Genomic DNA, 16129 nt, shown 5'->3' on the forward strand with positions numbered 1-16129 from the left:
CCGCCGTCGGCGATCAGAAGGTGCGCCGGTCGCGAAGGCGAGCGGGCGGCATACGCCGCAAGGGAACCCGGTTGGGAGCACGGGTGACGTTCTGGGAGAATCACGCCCATGTCTGCTGACCTCACCGCATCTCGCGCTGCCACCATTCCGGAGCGCCCCTCGCTGGACGGCCTCGAGGACAAGTGGGGACAGGTATGGACCGAGCAGCAGACCTACGCCTTCGACCGTGAGGCAGCCCTGGCGGGCGACCGGTCACAGGTCTTCTCGATCGACACGCCGCCGCCGACCGCGTCGGGCAGCCTGCACATGGGCCACATCTTTTCGTACACGCACACGGACTGCATGGCGCGCTACAAGCGGATGGCCGGGTTCAACGTCTTCTACCCGATCGGCTGGGACGACAACGGCCTGCCGACCGAGAAGCGCGTCCAGAACTACTACAGCGTGCGCGGTGACGCCTCGCTCCCCCACGACCCGACCTTCGAGCCGCCGCACCGTGGCGACGCCAAGAGCCTGCGGGCCGGCGATGCCCTGCCGATCTCGCGTCAGAACTTCATCGAGCTCTGCGACGAGCTGACCGTCGAGGACGAGAAGGCGTTCGAGTCGCTCTTCCGTCGCCTCGGGCAGTCCTTCGACTGGGACATCTCCTACCGCACCATCGACGACCACTCTCGCGCCACGGCACAGCAGGCGTTCCTGCGCAACCTTGCTCGCGACGAGGCCTACCAGGCCGAGGCTCCGGGACTGTGGGACGTGACCTTCCAGACCGCTGTGGCGCAGGCCGAGCTCGAGGCACGCGACTACCCGGGCGCCTATCACCGCGTGGCCTTCCACTCCGCGGATGGACCCATCTACATCGAGACCACGCGTCCCGAGCTCATCCCGTCGGTCGTTGCGCTCATCGCGCACCCGGACGACGAGAGGTATGCCGGCCTGTTCGGTTCCACGGTCACCTCACCGTTGTTCGGTGTCGAGGTGCCCGTCGTGGCCCACCCGATGGCCGAGAAGGACAAGGGCGCCGGCATTGCCATGTGCTGCACCTTCGGTGACCTCACCGACGTCATCTGGTGGCGCGAGCTGCAGCTGCCGACCCGATCGATCATCACCCGTCAGGGCCGCATCCAGGCCGAGACGCCGGAGTGGCTGGCCGGTGGCGCGGGTGCTGAGCTGTTCACCGAGCTGTCGGGCAAGACGGTGCACTCTGCCCGTGAGGTGGTTGTGGCCGCCCTGCGCGAGTCCGGTGACCTCGACGGTGAGCCCAAGGCGACGCAGCGCAAGGCCAACTTCTACGAGCGCGGCGAGAAGCCGCTCGAGATCGTCACCTCACGCCAGTGGTACATCCGCAACGGTGGCCGAGACGCCGAGCTCAATGCCGCCCTGGTGGCGCGTGGCGACGAGGTCGACTTCCACCCGGACTTCATGAGCGCCCGCTACAAGAACTGGGTCAGTGGCCTCAACGGTGACTGGCTCGTGTCGCGTCAGCGCTTCTTCGGCGTGCCGATCCCCGTCTGGTACCCGCTCGACGCCGATGGCGATCCTCTGTGGGACAAGGTGATCGTGCCGTCCGAGGCTTCGCTGCCGGTGGACCCCGCCGCTCAGGCGCCGGAGGGCTACGACGAGTCGCAGCGCGACCAACCCGGTGGCTTCATCGGCGACGCCGACGTGCTCGACACCTGGGCCACCTCGTCGCTGTCTCCCCAGATTGCTGCCGGCTGGCGCAGTGTGGACGAATCCGGTTCTGTCACAACTGATCCGGTGTTCGACAAGGTCTTCCCGATGGACGTTCGTCCGCAGGCGCACGACATCATCCGCACGTGGCTCTTCGCCACGGTCGTGCGCTCCCACTTCGAGCACGGCACGGTGCCGTGGACCAACGCCGCGATCAGCGGCTGGATCCTCGACCCCGACCGCAAGAAGATGAGCAAGTCCAAGGGCAACGTCGTCACCCCCGAGGACGTGCTGAAGGAGCACAGCGCCGACGCCGTGCGCTACTGGGCGGCCTCGGGTCGTCTCGGCGCGGACGCGGCCTACGACGTCGGCCAGATGAAGGTCGGCCGCCGCCTCGCGATCAAGGTGCTCAACGCGTCGAAGTTCGCGTTGTCCTTTGGCGAAGCCGAAGCAGGGATTGGGCTCAGTGGCGAGGTGGAGGGCGCAGGTTCGCTGGCCGACCAGGTCACCAACCCGCTCGACCGGGCCCTGCTTGCTGGTCTTCGCGAGGTCGTCGAGAAGGCGACCGCGGGCTTCGAGTCGTGGGACTACACCCGCTCGCTCGAGGTCACGGAGACGTTCTTCTGGACCTTCTGCGACGACTACCTCGAGCTGGTCAAGGACCGCGCCTACGGCTCGCAGGGTGACGCCGAGGCCGCATCGGCCCGGGCCACGCTGCGCATCGCCCTCGACGTCCTTTTGCGTCTGCTCGCGCCGTTCCTCCCCTACGTCACCGAAGAGGTGTGGTCGTGGTGGCACGACGGCTCGGTGCACGTCACGACGTGGCCGACGGCCGACGAAGCCGCTGTCCCCGGCGAGGCTGTGGACCCGGCGATGCTCGGAGCCGTCGGCGCAGCATTGGCGACCGTGCGCAAGAGCAAGTCCGAGGCCAAGCTGTCCATGCGGGCCGAGGTTGCCCGGATCACGTTGGGAGGGCCCGAGGCCCTGCTCGACCACGTCCGCGCCGGTGAGCAGGACCTCCGGTCGGCCGGCAAGATCACCGGGTCCCTCGACCTCGTCGCCGCCGAGACCTGGGGCGCGAGCGACGTCGAGCTCATCCCGGTGGAGAAGCCCAAGCCCCAGTCGTGAACTCCTCTGCACCGGTCCCGGTCACCCGGACGGGCACCGCATCGGGCACCCGACTGACGCCGGGAGCGGGAGGTGCGCTGACGGCATACGCCGTCGTCGTTCTGGTGCACCTCGGTGCGCAGCTGACCGGTGCCGAGCCGCTCGCGAACGCAACGCAGTGGGTCGTCGTGCCGTGGCTGCTCGTCGCGCTCATCACCCAGACCCGGTTGCGGTCGCGACTGGCTCGCTTCACGGCGGGTGGGTTGCTGTTCTCGTGGATCGGCGACACGCTGCCGGACTTCGTGCCGGACTCGGCCGCGTTCATCGCGCTCATGGGCTCGTTCCTGGTGGCGCACGCGCTCTTCGTCGGCGGGTTCTGGCCATGGCGTCGGGAGTCGCTTCTGGGGAGCCGGTGGGCGTGGGGCTACGCGGCGGTGGCCGTTGTGATGGTGATTGCCTGCGCTCCACGCGCCGGTGCGCTGACCGTCGGAATCGCCGTGTATGCCGCGGCGCTGGCGCTGATGGCGTTGCTGTCAGCCGGCATTCACCGCCTGGCCGGTATCGGTGGCGCACTCTTCCTCGTGTCCGACGGGCTCATCGCGGTGGGCGAGTTCGTGCCGTCCGTGGACGTACCGCTGCCCGGGTTCTGGATCATGGCGACCTATCTCGGTGCGATCCTGCTGCTCACCCTCGGGGTCGTGCGACGGGACGCGTCACGCGCCTGAGGTCATCCGCGCACCGTTGAGTTTGGGCGACGCCGAGAACGCACGCACCCGGCGGTGACCCGTCGGTTGGACGACGAACCACGGGACCTGCCATCCGCTGAGCGCCAGCCGCCGCTCGACGACCGTGTCTCGACGCAGGTGGCCGACCCGTCCCGTGCCGGGGTCGTAGACGTCGAGGACGCGGTCACCATCACCGGGCAGCACGAGGACGACGTGACGGGGAAGGTGGGCGGAGCCGACGTAGAGCAAGCCCGGCTCCCCCTCTGCGACGACGTCGACGAGGTGGTCGAAGGCGTCGCGCAGGCTCTCGTCCGAGAGCTGACGCAGGGCCATGACGTCGTAGCGGGTACCCGTGGTGGCCGCGCCGTACTCGAGCTCGCGCTTCGCACCCCACGGCGGTGTGCCGAGCGCCCGCGGCCATGGGGCATTGAGACGGTTGGGGCCGGCGAAGAGCCCATTGGTGCGGCGCATGACCACGCGTTCGTAGGCCGCGAAACGCTCCGCCTCGGTGTTGCCCTCAGGAGAACCAGGCAAATGTGGTGTGCCCGTGCGGACCCAACTGGCAAAGACGGAGTCGACCAGCATTCTCGCCACGGTCAGACACGCAGAGCCACACGTCACCGGAGACTGCTGCACCGGGCCCGTGTCACCAGCGCGAAGTCGGTATGCCGTGGCCACATGGCCATCCTGTCGTTCCCCTGCCCTTCGCGCCACCACCCACGTTGCTGTTGACATCCGCGACTCGGCTCTCGCCCTCGCGGCTCCACAACGACTGGGCAACGGCCTGGCCGCAGACGCACGCGAAGTGGGCCACGGCGGCATACCCTCGAGCGCATGGGGCGTCGAGAGTGGGCATGGGCCATGGGGGCCGCGTGCGCCCTGTTGCTCGGTGCCTGGGTCTCCGGCGCTGGGTCGATCTCGGCCTTCACCACTCAGGGGCTCTCCCAGGCACGGGACAAGGAGTTCGGCGAGACCTTCGAGCCGGACCAGACCGACAACTCCACCCGCGGCGGCTCCCGTGGGCGGGTGGTCGAGGACAACCACATCGTCACGACCATCGTCGTGTGGACATTGCGGCTGCTGCTGGTCCTCATCGTCCTCACGGTGCTGTTCTTCGTGGTGCGGACCCTTGTGCGCCGGCTGGGCCGTGACCCCGTCTCGGCCAAGGACGACGTGCAGGGCGGGATCCTGCCCCATGTGCTCGTTGCCGGCCTGCGTGACAGCGAGGCACAGCTCGACCGCGGCACCTCCGCCGAAGCCGTCATCAACGCCTGGCTCACCCTCGAACGCACGGCGATCACCGTGGGGATCGACGACGACCAGTCACGCACACCGGCCGAGCTCGTCACCGCGGTGCTCAACGAGTACGACGTCGACCAGGGAGCCATCGAACGCCTGGCCGCGCTCTATCGCGAGGCTCGCTTCTCCCGACACCTCATCGGCGAGGAGCACCGCGAGGCGGCCCGGGCGGCTGTGCGGCAGGTTCGCGAGGACCTCACCCGCCCCCTCCAGGCCCTCGGTTGTGACGTCCGTCCATGAGGGCCAAGCTCCTTGCGAGGTTGCGTGGGCACGAGGTCGCCGGCGCGGTCGCCCTCGCCGCCTTCCTCGGCCTGGTCCTCGGGGTCGTGCCAGCTCTCGACCGTGTCTTCCTGCTCGTCGCCTCCGCGGGACTGCTCGTCGGCGCGGGCGCGCTCGTCGTCTGGCTCCTGCGTGACCACCGCGAGATCGAATGGACCACCAGCTCCGGCACCACCACGCGTGTGCGCGGGAGCGATCGGCGCGTCACCGCGCTCGCCCGAAACATCGACGCCTCGCTCAGCGGAGACGACGACGCGGCGCGCGCGGTTCAGGCCACTCTGCGATCCCTCGCCGACGCGCGCCTCTCACCGCAGGGCCTCGCTCTCGACGGCCCGGGCACAGAAGCCGAGGCCGCGCTGGGACCGGACCTCACGGCATACCTGAGCTCGTCAAAGCCACCACACGTCAACGCGGACGAGCTCGCCTCGTTCATCACCACTCTCGAGGAGCACTGAGTGAGCGACACCCTTTCCCTGAACGAGGTCACCGACCGCACGGCGCACATCCTCGCCGCGGTCGAGCGGGCCGTCGTCGGCAAGCGCGCCAGCCTCGAGCTCGTTCTCGCAGGTGTCCTCGCGGGCGGGCACGTCCTCATGGAGGACTTCCCCGGCCTGGGCAAGACGTTGGCCGCGCGCTCGTTCGCCCAGGCCCTCGGACTGGATTTTGCGCGCGCCCAGTTCACGCCGGACCTGCTGCCGAGCGACCTCACCGGTGCGTTCATCTACGACCAGCGCACTCACGAGTTCGTCTTCCGCCGCGGGCCGCTCTTCACCGAGCTGCTGCTCGCCGACGAGATCAACCGCACGCCCCCCAAGACGCAGTCGGCGCTCCTCGAGGCCATGCAGGAGGGACAGATCACCGTCGAGGGCGAGACCTTTGCGTTGGCGCGGCCCTTCCACGTGCTGGCCACGGCCAACCCGGTCGAGTACGAAGGCACCTATCCGTTGCCCGAGGCCCAGCACGACCGGTTCCTGCTGCGGATCTCCTTCGGCTACCCCACCGCTGGCGAGGAGTGGGAGGTCCTGCGCCGCCGGGTCGAGCGGCAGCAGGAAGCCCAGACGGTGTCGGCCATCACCGACGCGGCCGGGCTCGTCGCCATGCAGCGCGCCGTGGAGACGGTGACGGTGGACGAAGGCGTCGGGCGCTACTGCGTCCGGCTGGCCGCCGCGACTCGCTCGCACGCGAGTCTCGTGCTCGGCGCTTCGCCACGCGGCTCGCTCGCGCTCATGCTCACCAGCCGGGCGTATGCCGTGATCCGCGGCCGCGACTACGTCACCCCCGAGGACGTCAAGGCCGTCGCCCACGCCGCGCTCGACCACCGGGTCACCGTGCGCCCCGAGCTCTGGATCAACGACGTCACGGCGCGGAGCGTCATCGCGTCGATCCTGTCGACCGTGCCAACTCCCTCGCCGACGGGGCGCGAGGTGCGGACCGGGTACGAAGGACCGTGAGCGACACCGAGGTCAGACCCGAGGCACCCGAGGGGAGCCAACTCTCAGCACGTTGGCGATCGACTCCTGCCCATGTGCGCTCCGTGGTCCTCGCCATCGCCTTCGTCGGCGTCGGGGTGATCATGCGCCGCCCGGATGCGGTGGCGATGGGTGCTCCCCTGGCCATCGTTGCCGTGTGGTCCCTGATGCGCCGCCCGAGCAGGTCGCCCGTCGTGCACACGTGGCTGCGACACACCGTGCTGCGTGAGGGCCAGACCACCGCCTGGACCGCGACCGTCGAGGCTGGCGCCGAGGTCGAGGACGTGGGGCTCGCAGTGACCGAGACCGCGTTCACGCGCTACACGCCGACGAGCCAGTCCATCGCTTCCGGTGACGCGGGCGTAGAGCTGCGCCAGCTCGACGTGCTCTGCCAGAGCACTCGCTGGGGACTGCGCCGCCTCGGGCCGGCGACCTGCGCTGTGAGCAGTGCGTTCGGCGCCTTCATCTGGGACCCTCCGCCCGTGGAGGCCGCGCTGGTGCCGACCGTCCCTCTGCCAGAGGCGTTTTCGGCTCGAGCACCTGTCCCTGACCCGGACGGGCTCGTGGGTCGAAGCCGCTCCCGAGGCCAGGGCGACGGCAGTGAGATCGCCACCGTGCGCGCGTTCCGCTTCGGGGACCGACTGCGCCGGATCCACTGGCCGGTGTCAGTGCGCACCGGCGAACTCCACGTCACCACGACCTATTCGGACGAGGACAGCGAGATCCTCATCCTCGTCGACGCCATGCAGGACCTCGGGCGCAGCACTGGCGTCGAGGGCGAGGACAGCAGCCTCGACAACGGGGTTCGGGCGGCCGCGGCCATCGCCGAGCACTATCTGCGCGCGGGCGACCGGGTCGGGCTCCAGGTGCTGGGCGCCCTCCAGAGCCCGCGCCTCGCCCCCGGCCTCGGGAGCAACCAGCTGCGTCGCCTGCTCGACGTGCTCGCCCGGGTCCGCGTGGCCGACGGTGGCATCATCGACGAGAAGCGTCTCCAGGGCCAGCTCCGCCACCCGGTGTCCGTCGGCACGCTCGTCGTGTTCCTCACCCCCGCCATCTCCGTCGAGGTCCTCGCCCACGCGTCCGCCCTCGCGCGCCGAGGCACCTCGACCGTGGTGGTCGACACGCTGCCGCGATCCATGGCCGTCGCCCACCTCAGCGATGAGGAGCTCAGCGGGCTCGTCCCCGAACACGAGATCTCGACCGGAGCCCGGCTGGCATGGAGGTTGCGTCTGATGGAGCGCTCACGCGAGATGACCCGGACCCGGCTCACAGGAGTCCCCATCGTCACGTGGATCGGGCCCGGAACCCTCGACCTCGTCCTGCGCGACATCGGCCGCCAACGCCGCTCCCCACGGATGGTGTCGCGATGAGTCCCGCGTCGCAGAAGGTCCTGCGGGTCCTCATCGCCGTGCCCTCTGTGGGGCTTGCCCTCCTGGCCGCGTTCACCGGGCTGCACGGAACGATCGTCGGCGCCCTCGTCCTCATCGTGCTCACGCCATTCGTGGTCCTCGAACCTGCCTCGCGTCTCACGGCCCTCCTGCTGGGGCTCCACGCCGTCAACTGGCTGTCCAGCACGGAGGTTCCACACACCACTCGCGAGTGGATCCTGACCGTGGTGGCCTCACTCGCCCTGCTGACGATCCATCTGGCTGCCGCCCTCGCCTCTGCCCTGCCCCCTGCGGCGCCCCTGCCTCGCGCGACCGTGGCTCGCTGGGTCGGACGAGGCCTCGCCGTCGTCGGGCTGTCCGTCCCTGTCTGGGTGCTGCTCGTCGTCCAGACCAGTGATGCTCCCCCCGGCGTGCCTTCCCTGACGTATGCCGCGGTCGCCTCGCTCGCCGTGCTGGCCCTCGCCTTCTGGCTGACCCAGGCGGACACGGAGGCCACGCCACCGGCCGCGCTGGCACCGGACCGAAACCCTCGGTGACGGCACCGCCCGAGGTGGGCGGGCGGCATACGCCGCGGGTGTGGGTCAGTCGAACGATCGCGCCGAGGGCGTCGCGCCGCCCGAGGGTGAGGGGTATGCCGTCGAGCACGGTGAGCAGTGAGCGTTCCTCGTAGCGGACGTGCCTCTTCATGATGGCGCCGATCCCGTCGAGTGCGGCGCAGAAGCCGTGAGAGTGAATGAGCAGGTCCGCTGCAATCGGGCCGGTGTCGGCGCCCGCAACGATCGCCTCACGGGCGAGCGCCAGCGCGCGACGACGCCGGACGTGAACCGCACGCAACTCAGCCGACCAGGCCAAGGTGCGGTCCCGGTCGGCGTCGTGCGGGGTGTCGCTCAGGCCGTGCGCTTGCGACGCTTGGGGCCGGCCTCGCGACGCACGATCGTCGGCAGGACATTCTTGCGAACGACCTCGTCCGTGACGACCACCTTGGTGATCTCGTCATCGCTGGGCACGTCGAACATGACGGGGAGGAGGACCTCCTCCATGATTGCGCGCAGTCCACGGGCGCCGGTGCCGCGCGCCTGGGCCTGCTCGGCGATGGCGACGACGGCCTCGTCGGTGAACTCCAGCTCGACGCCGTCGATGCGGAACATCTTCTGGTACTGCTTCACGAGGGCGTTGCGCGGCTCGGTGAGGATCTCGGTGAGTGCCGGGATGTCGAGCGGCGACACGGTCGTGATGACCGGGAGGCGACCGATGAACTCTGGGATGAGCCCAAACTTCATGAGGTCCTCGGGCATGACCTCGTGGATCGACTCGGCGAGGTCCTTGGGGTTGTGCAGCTCGGAACCGAAGCCCAGGCCCTTCTTGCCGCTGCGCGACTCGATGAGCTTCTCGAGGCCGGCGAACGCGCCACCCACGATGAAGAGCACGTTGGTCGTGTCGATCTGGATGAACTCCTGGTGCGGGTGCTTGCGGCCACCCTGCGGCGGGACGCTCGCGGTCGTGCCCTCGAGGATCTTGAGCAGCGCCTGCTGCACGCCCTCACCGGAGACGTCGCGGGTGATCGACGGGTTCTCGCTCTTGCGGGCGATCTTGTCGACCTCGTCGATGTAGATGATGCCCGTCTCGGCCTTCTTGACGTCGTAGTCCGCGGCCTGGATGAGCTTGAGGAGGATGTTCTCGACGTCCTCGCCGACGTAGCCGGCCTCGGTCAGCGCGGTCGCATCAGCGATGGCGAACGGCACGTTGAGCATCTTGGCCAGCGTCTGCGCGAGGTAGGTCTTGCCACAACCCGTCGGCCCGATGAGCAGGATGTTGGACTTGGCGATGTCGACGTGGTCGGCGTCCTTCTTGCCGACACCCTCACCCGACTGGATGCGCTTGTAGTGGTTGTAGACGGCCACGGCGAGCGATCGCTTGGCGACGTCCTGACCGATGATGTATTGCTGCAGGAAGTCGAAGATCTCTTTGGGCTTGGGGAGCTCGTCGAGGCCGCCGAGGTCGGAGGACTCCGCCAGCTCCTCCTCGATGATCTCGTTGCAGAGCTCGATGCACTCGTCGCAGATGTAGACCGCTGGTCCGGCGATGAGCTTCTTGACCTGCTTCTGGGACTTGCCACAGAACGAGCACTTCAGCAGATCGCTGGTCTCTCCGACTCGTGCCACTTGGCTTCGGTCCCTTCATCCAGACGGTGGTGTTTCGCTCCACATCAACGGCGCGGGGGCGGGCCGATGACCCGTGGGCGACGCGACCGACGCTACCTCGCAGCATCGCCGGTACAACCCATTGAACGCCCCCGACACGGCACGAGTCGCGCTTGTCCGCTCAGGGCAGAACCCCACCTCACCCACTGCGCCGCCGAGCCGGTTGAACCTTCACGAACTCGTCGAACCCGCCCGGCGGGCCCCCTCCCTCACCGGCACGTCGAGCTCGCGCACGCATGCCGACATGGCGCCTCCCTCGTGCGAGATCGACGTGCCGCCACAAGGGGAGCCCGACCGTGGGGCCTCAGGAGGCGTTGGACGATCCCAGATCGAACCACCCCGGCCGCGCCACGGGCCGAATCCCCACGTGCGCGAGCTTCTGGAGAAGTCGGTCCGGCCGCAGCGCGTCAAACCACACCCACCGCGCCATCCTGGCCCGGGTGCGGATCCTGTCCTCTCGCCTCTTCTCGGCCCAGAGGATCCGGGAGGCTTCCTCGGCTGTGGCCCCTGCCGGAATGCGGTACTTCACCTTGCCGTCGAACTCTCCCACGACGCCCTCCCACCAGAAGTCGCCCAGCCCAATGAGACCCTCGCCGTCGTGCAGCTCCCGCTGGAGGATCGGCTTCGGGAGGTTGAGGTGGAACATCTGCACACGCGACAGGCTCTCTCCAGCAGACATGCTCAGGGGATCTGCGAGGTCGCGGGTGAGGGCGGCGCTCGTGCGTCCGGCGGCCCGGCGTGGGATCGCTGCCACCTCGGCGATCAGCTCTGAGGGACTGCACAGCTCGTGGCGCAGGGCGTGATCCGCTGCTGCAACCGCGGTCACGAGCGAGCCCGATCGCGCCAGGTCGATGACGGTGCGGGCCACCGGCGTCACCAGCACGCCATGCACCTCCTGCGGGTCAGTCTCGAGGCCGACCATCGGTCGCATGATCGCGGAACCTCGCACCCGTCGCCCGGTGACCAGATGTCGAACGTGGCTCGGCCACGCCTCGATCCGGGGCAGACCCCACAAGGCTGCCGCCGAGGTCCCGGCCGCGATGAGCGGCGCGTCCAGTCGTCGCTGGAGGGACGTGGCATGGACGAATGCGGCGTGGCGCTGCGTCGGGTCCAGCCCCACCCACACCGTGGCGTCGACCCAAACTCCGTGACGTACGTGGTGCCACCCTTCGCCTCGTGACGGCTCGATGCCCGCCCGGCGGAGGTCGGTGGCGAGGCGGAGGAACCCCGGGTCGAACGGAGGCGGAGGCAGGGCACCGAGCATGCGCCGAGCCTGTCAGGGCTCGCCGCTCTCGCCGTCGAGATTTCCACAGGCCCGCCCGGACCGTCGGGTTCGCCTCTCGCCACCACGTCGGTCTCGCGGCATTACGCCACCATGGCACCGTGCTCGGGCGAGATCGACGTGTCAGTGAGGCCAGACGCGCCTCCTCGGACGCAGGTATGCCGCGCACTCTGGTGAGTGCGCGGCATACCTGCGTGGTTTGAACCTGGAGGGTCAGACCTCGTTGGTGGCCTTGCGCGAGGCGAGGACCTCGTCGATCAGGCCGTACTCCTTGGCCTGGGCGGCGGAGAGGATCTTGTCGCGCTCGATGTCCTTGCGGACGAGCTCGACGTCGCGACCCGAGTGGGAGGCGATGGTGTCCTCGAGCCAGCCACGCATGCGCAGCACCTCGTTGGCCTGGATCTCGAGGTCGGAGGCCATACCGCCCGTGCCCTCGATCGCCGGCTGGTGGATGAGCACGCGTGCGTTCGGCAGGGCGTAGCGCTTGCCGGGAGCACCCGCGCCGAGCAGCACCGCAGCAGCCGAGGCCGCCTGACCGATGACGAACGTCTGCACGTCCGGGCGGATGTACTGCATCGTGTCGTAGATCGCGGTCATCGCCGTGAACGAGCCCCCGGGGCTGTTGATGTACATGAGGATGTCGCGGTCCGGGTCCTGGGACTCGAGCACGATGAGCTGGGCGATGACGTCGTCAGCAGACGCGTCATCGACCTGCACGCCGAGGAAGATGATGCGGTCCTCGAAGAGCTTCGTGTAGGGGTCGGTCCGCTTCATGCCGTAGGAGGTGCGCTCCTCGAACTGCGGAAGGATGTAGCGGCTCGACGGGGCGGGCATGTGCAGGCCGCTCGGTGAGGTCGGGTAGTTCGCGTTCATATCTCTGAGTCTCCTGGTCGCCGGGTCAGTCGGTGACCGGGTTGTCGGTGTTGGCAGCCTGGTCCGCACGTGAGAACACGTGGTCGACGAAGCCGTACTCCTTCGCCTCCGAGGCCGTGAACCAGCGGTCACGGTCGGAGTCCTCCTCGATCTGCTCCGGCGTCTGACCGGTGTGCTCGGCGATGAGCTCGGCCATCTGCTTCTTGATGTGCAGGAGCTGCTCGGCCTGGATCTTGATGTCGGACGCGGTTCCGCCGATGCCGCCCGAGGGCTGGTGCATCATGACGCGGGCGTGCGGGGTCGCGTGGCGCTTGCCCGGCGTACCGGCCGACAGGAGGAACTGGCCCATCGAGGCGGCCATGCCCATGGCAACGGTGGCCACGTCATTGGGCACCCACTGCATGGTGTCGAAGATCGCCATGCCGGCGGTCACGGATCCACCGGGGCTGTTGATGTAGAGCCAGATGTCCTTCTCGGAGTCCTCCGCGGCGAGCAGGAGCATCTGCGCGCAGATGGCGTTGGCGTTGTCATCGCGCACCTCGGAGCCGAGGAAGATGATCCGCTCCTTGAGGAGGCGGTTGTAGATGCTGTCGTCGAGCCCGAGCTTCTCGCCCGGTCCGGCTGCGACGATCTCGTTGCTGCTCACGCTGATCTGCTCCTGCCGTGATGTGGGGGTTCTTGCCTTTCGCTGACCTTAACGCGCTGGTCCTCCCCCACACTCCCGGTCCCGGCCCGTGTTCGCCCTGAGCACAAAAGCAGGCGGCGTATGCCGCTCAGCTCGCTTCGCGTGCAGGCGCCGGTGCCGGTGTGGTCGTGTCGCGGGCGGGTTCGCGCACGCTCTCGAGGATCACCTGGACGAGGAGCGCCATGGTGCCGACGGCGAGCAGGCTGCGCAGGACGCCGACGTGGTCGCCGAGGAACCCGAGGGCGGGCGGTCCGGCGATGAAGGCGAGGTAGCCAATCGTGGCCACGACGGACATGCGGGCACCGGCTCGTGCCGGGTCGTCGGCGCTGGCGCTCATGCCCACAGGGAAGCCGAGCGAGACTCCGACACCCCAGATGGCGGCACCGAGGAACGCCATCCAGGCGTTTCCGAAGATGACGAGCACGGAGCCGACGACGGCCAGGGCGAAGGTGGCCCGCAGGACCGGGATGCGCCCGTAGGTGTCGAGCCACTTGGTGCCGAGCAACCTGCCGAGGGTCATGAACGACAAGAAGGTGGCGAAGGCCAGGACTCCGGCCCAGGCGGGCAGCTCGTGACCCTCGACGAAGGCGACGGCGAGCCAGTCGTTCGCGGTGCCCTCGGTGAAGGCGGCGACGAGGGTGACGAGCCCGATGAGCAGGGTCCGCGGCTCGAGCCAGGCCGACCGCGCCTTCGGGGCAGCACCAGTGTCGGCGTCATCGCAGACCTGCTCGGCAGCAGAGGCGGCCGCGCCGGACGCCGCAGCCTCCTGCTCCTCGAGGTCGCGCGGCAGGAACGAGCGCATCGCCCAGAACCCGACGACGGTGACGAGCAGCGCCGAACCGAGCAGGTGTGGCAGCAAGGGGATGGATGCCCACGACATCGCCGACCCGACGAGCGCGGACACGACCGTGCCACCGCTGAACGCGGCGTGGAACTTGGGCATGACGGTCTGGCCGAGCAGTCGCTCGACGGACGCGCCCTCGAGGTTCATCGCGACGTCCCAGACGCCGATGCCCGACCCGATGAGGAAGAGGCCCAGTCCGACGACGAGCCGGGACTCGGCGAGGTCAACGCCAGCACCGACGACGGCGAAGCCCGCGACGCCGATGACCATGCCCACCCGGATGGTCGGTGCAATGCCGAACCGGTTCACGATGCGCCCGGTCGAGGGCATGGCGAGCATCGAGCCCGCGGACATAGCGAAGAGGGTGGCGCCCAGCTGACCGGCACTGAGGTCCAGTCCGGCCTTGGCGTCAGCGATGCGCGAGGCCCAGCTCGCGAAGGCCACACCGGCCAGGGCGAAGACGATGAAGACGGCGGTACGTGCGCTGACGACGCGTTCGCGGGGCAGGGCGGTGGGGCTGGTCACGGGCTGAGGCTCTCTCTGTGTTCTGACGGCTGCTCCACTTCGTGCCCCGTACGGACAACGAACGGAGTGAGATGTGTCCGTGCGGGGCACGAAGACGAGTTCGTTCCTCTTCGTGCCCCGTACGGACAACGAACGGAGTGAGATCTGTCCGTGCGGGGCACGAAGACGAGTTCGTCTGTGTCCGTGCGGGGCACGAAGTGGAGACTATCGAATCGATTCGATAGTCTCGTCCCCATGAGCCCCTCACGTCAAACGCGCAAGGTGACCCTGCGCGACGTCGCCGAGCTCGCCGGGGTGTCCATCAGCACTGCCTCCCTCGTCTTCAGCGGCAAGGGCCCGGTGTCCGCGACCACCGCCGAGCGAGTGCAGGCGGCCGCCGCCGAACTCGCCTACGCCGGCCCCGACCCCCTGGCGAGCTCCCTGCGACAGGGCCGCGCGGGCACCGTCGCCGTGATCGTCGAGGACCGCCTGCTCCACGCGTTCCGCGACCCCTTCGCCCTGGCCGTGCTCGATGGCCTGGCCCAGGAGCTCGACGCCATGGGCACGAGCATGCTGCTCATCGCCGACCATGGCGACGCCCAGCCGCACCCGTTGGCCGCACACGCGATCGACGCCGCGATCTTCCCCCTGTGCGGCCGCACCGACAGTCCCCTCGTCAGCCACCTGCTCGCCCGCCGCATCCCGATGATCGGCGCGGGCGCGCCACTGCACGACGGGGTCACGCACGTCCTCGTCGACGAGCGCGGCGCCTCTGCCGCAGCCACCCAGCACCTCGTCGACCTCGGCCACACGCGCCTGGCCCACGTCCTCATGCCCATCGGCCCCGGCCGACCCACGCACCGCATCGCGGTCGCGGAGCTGGAGCACGCGGCATACCCGGATGCGCGGGAACGGGCGCGAGGGTTCCTCGACGTCGCCGACCCGGCCAGCCCACTCGTCGAGGCGGAGCAGCCCGACGTCGCCGCCGGCGAGCTGGCCGGCCGGATCCTGCTCGACGTCGCCGCCGACAATCGCCCCACCGGCGTCGTCGCGCAGTCAGATCTCTTGGCAGCAGGCGTGATTCGCGCCGCAGAGGGACTCGGACTGCGCGTCCCCGAGGACGTCTCCGTCACCGGGTTCGACGGCGTCGACCTCCCCTGGCTCGACCGTCAGCTGACGACGATCGACCAACCCGGCGAGGCCAAGGGCCGCCTCCTCGGCGACCTCACCCGTCGCGCCCTCGCCGGCGAGTCACCGCGGAGCGAGCCGTTCGACGTCTCGCTCCGCGTCGGTGACACGACCTCAGGACCCGCCTGACACCTCGGCCAGCTTGGCGAGCGTGTCGTCGAGCTGCGACTGCGAGACGAGCGGGAACTTCACCTTCTGCAGGATCTCCTTGTCGGTGACCTTGGACCAGTCGTAGGTGTGGGTCACGAGCGTCTGGTCGGGACCCTGCTGCTCCAGGCGCCAGACCCATTCCCAGCCGAACGGTTCGGTGCCGGCCGGGGTGGTCTGCCATGCCAGCAGCGAGTTCTCGTCGTAGCCGGTCACGTGGTTGTCGGTCTGGTAGTCGCCGCCCATGTGGTCGCCGGCCATGTTCATCGTGAACACCTCGCCGACCTTCTGGATGCGGTCGGCCTGTGCGACGGACCGGACGAAGCCCGAACCATCAAGGGCTGGGTGCCGCTCAGGGTTGCTGAGCACGTCGAAGATCGCCTGGGCAGGCGCGTCGATCGTGCGCGAAACAGTGATCTGCATGTCGTTGCTCATGCCTCCACCCTCATCACGGATCGCGCCCAGAAGCA

At 69.0% G+C, this 16129-nt stretch carries 15 protein-coding genes; 8 read left to right on the forward strand and 7 right to left on the reverse strand.

The genetic code is table 11. The features are described 5' to 3' along the window. Window positions 1-108: 108 nt before the first annotated feature. Both valS and JNB_RS05700 read left to right on the forward strand, forming a co-directional pair. Complete coding sequence (gene valS, locus JNB_RS05695) at window positions 109-2796, forward strand: valine--tRNA ligase (RefSeq protein ID WP_009775467.1); 2688 nt, start codon at window positions 109-111, stop codon at window positions 2794-2796. After that, entirely contained in the window at window positions 2793-3500 is a 708-nt protein-coding gene (locus JNB_RS05700; protein WP_009775468.1) for a lysoplasmalogenase, read from the forward strand. The genes valS and JNB_RS05700 overlap by 4 nt, the downstream gene beginning before the upstream one ends. On the opposite strand, the gene JNB_RS05705 is transcribed toward JNB_RS05700, so the two are convergent. Beyond that, window positions 3489-4085 carry a hypothetical protein gene (locus JNB_RS05705; protein WP_009775469.1) on the reverse strand — a complete coding sequence of 199 codons (597 nt, stop codon included), beginning with the start codon at window positions 4083-4085 and terminating at the stop codon, window positions 3489-3491. The genes JNB_RS05700 and JNB_RS05705 overlap by 12 nt on opposite strands. 249 nt (window positions 4086-4334) lie before the next feature. On the opposite strand from JNB_RS05705, the gene JNB_RS20320 reads away from it, so the two are divergent. From JNB_RS20320 to JNB_RS21270, 5 genes are read left to right on the forward strand one after another with little or no spacing between them, the layout of a single operon-like run. Continuing rightward, on the forward strand, window positions 4335-5039 hold the full coding sequence (locus JNB_RS20320) for a DUF4129 domain-containing protein (protein ID WP_083784405.1): 705 nt from the start codon (window positions 4335-4337) through the stop codon (window positions 5037-5039). Further along, window positions 5036-5533, forward strand: a complete 498-nt coding sequence (locus JNB_RS05715; RefSeq protein WP_009775471.1) for a hypothetical protein — start codon at window positions 5036-5038, stop codon at window positions 5531-5533. Before JNB_RS20320 ends, JNB_RS05715 begins: the two co-directional genes overlap by 4 nt. After that, the gene (locus JNB_RS05720; protein ID WP_009775472.1) at window positions 5534-6529 is read left to right on the forward strand and encodes a MoxR family ATPase; all 996 of its coding nucleotides are present in this window, start codon (window positions 5534-5536) and stop codon (window positions 6527-6529) included. Beyond that, complete coding sequence (locus JNB_RS05725; RefSeq protein WP_148232331.1) at window positions 6526-7917, forward strand: DUF58 domain-containing protein; 1392 nt, start codon at window positions 6526-6528, stop codon at window positions 7915-7917. The genes JNB_RS05720 and JNB_RS05725 overlap by 4 nt, the downstream gene beginning before the upstream one ends. Continuing rightward, the gene (locus JNB_RS21270) at window positions 7914-8471 is read left to right on the forward strand and encodes a hypothetical protein (RefSeq protein WP_009775474.1); all 558 of its coding nucleotides are present in this window, start codon (window positions 7914-7916) and stop codon (window positions 8469-8471) included. The genes JNB_RS05725 and JNB_RS21270 overlap by 4 nt, the downstream gene beginning before the upstream one ends. Window positions 8472-8822: 351 nt before the next feature. On the opposite strand, the gene clpX is transcribed toward JNB_RS21270, so the two are convergent. From clpX to JNB_RS05755, 5 genes are all read right to left on the reverse strand, one after another. Beyond that, the gene (gene clpX, locus JNB_RS05735; protein ID WP_009775476.1) at window positions 8823-10097 is read right to left on the reverse strand and encodes an ATP-dependent Clp protease ATP-binding subunit ClpX; all 1275 of its coding nucleotides are present in this window, start codon (window positions 10095-10097) and stop codon (window positions 8823-8825) included. 343 nt (window positions 10098-10440) lie between these two features. Continuing rightward, window positions 10441-11400, reverse strand: a complete 960-nt coding sequence (locus tag JNB_RS20325; protein ID WP_009775477.1) for a hypothetical protein — start codon at window positions 11398-11400, stop codon at window positions 10441-10443. 231 nt (window positions 11401-11631) lie between these two features. After that, entirely contained in the window at window positions 11632-12291 is a 660-nt protein-coding gene (locus JNB_RS05745; protein WP_009775478.1) for an ATP-dependent Clp protease proteolytic subunit, read from the reverse strand. A 25-nt stretch (window positions 12292-12316) separates the two neighbouring features. After that, entirely contained in the window at window positions 12317-12937 is a 621-nt protein-coding gene (locus JNB_RS05750) for an ATP-dependent Clp protease proteolytic subunit (protein WP_009775479.1), read from the reverse strand. Between the two features lie 127 nt (window positions 12938-13064). Further along, on the reverse strand, window positions 13065-14345 hold the full coding sequence (locus JNB_RS05755; protein ID WP_009775480.1) for an MFS transporter: 1281 nt from the start codon (window positions 14343-14345) through the stop codon (window positions 13065-13067). Between the two features lie 234 nt (window positions 14346-14579). On the opposite strand from JNB_RS05755, the gene JNB_RS05760 reads away from it, so the two are divergent. Beyond that, entirely contained in the window at window positions 14580-15641 is a 1062-nt protein-coding gene (locus tag JNB_RS05760) for a LacI family DNA-binding transcriptional regulator (protein ID WP_040883624.1), read from the forward strand. On the opposite strand, the gene JNB_RS05765 is transcribed toward JNB_RS05760, so the two are convergent. After that, window positions 15627-16094: an SRPBCC family protein gene (locus JNB_RS05765; protein ID WP_009775482.1), complete on the reverse strand. Its 468-nt coding sequence runs from the start codon at window positions 16092-16094 to the stop codon at window positions 15627-15629. The two genes, JNB_RS05760 and JNB_RS05765, sit on opposite strands and share 15 nt — an antisense overlap. Window positions 16095-16129 lie beyond the last annotated feature (35 nt).

It is taken from the genome of Janibacter sp. HTCC2649, from assembly GCF_000152705.1.
Taxonomy (GTDB): Bacteria; Actinomycetota; Actinomycetes; order Actinomycetales; family Dermatophilaceae; genus Knoellia.

Bases quoted from the DNA above. Each gene is read 5' to 3' on its own strand.
- valS (WP_009775467.1), top strand. From the start codon at position 109: ATGTCTGCTGACCTCACCGCATCTCGCGCTGCCACCATTCCGGAGCGC.
- JNB_RS05705 (WP_009775469.1), bottom strand. From the start codon at position 4,085: ATGCTGGTCGACTCCGTCTTTGCCAGTTGGGTCCGCACGGGCACACCA.
- JNB_RS20320 (WP_083784405.1), top strand. From the start codon at position 4,335: ATGGGGCGTCGAGAGTGGGCATGGGCCATGGGGGCCGCGTGCGCCCTG.
- JNB_RS05715 (WP_009775471.1), top strand. From the start codon at position 5,036: ATGAGGGCCAAGCTCCTTGCGAGGTTGCGTGGGCACGAGGTCGCCGGC.
- JNB_RS21270 (WP_009775474.1), top strand. From the start codon at position 7,914: ATGAGTCCCGCGTCGCAGAAGGTCCTGCGGGTCCTCATCGCCGTGCCC.
- JNB_RS20325 (WP_009775477.1), bottom strand. From the start codon at position 11,400: ATGCTCGGTGCCCTGCCTCCGCCTCCGTTCGACCCGGGGTTCCTCCGC.
- JNB_RS05745 (WP_009775478.1), bottom strand. From the start codon at position 12,291: ATGAACGCGAACTACCCGACCTCACCGAGCGGCCTGCACATGCCCGCC.
- JNB_RS05760 (WP_040883624.1), top strand. From the start codon at position 14,580: ATGAGCCCCTCACGTCAAACGCGCAAGGTGACCCTGCGCGACGTCGCC.
- JNB_RS05765 (WP_009775482.1), bottom strand. From the start codon at position 16,094: ATGAGCAACGACATGCAGATCACTGTTTCGCGCACGATCGACGCGCCT.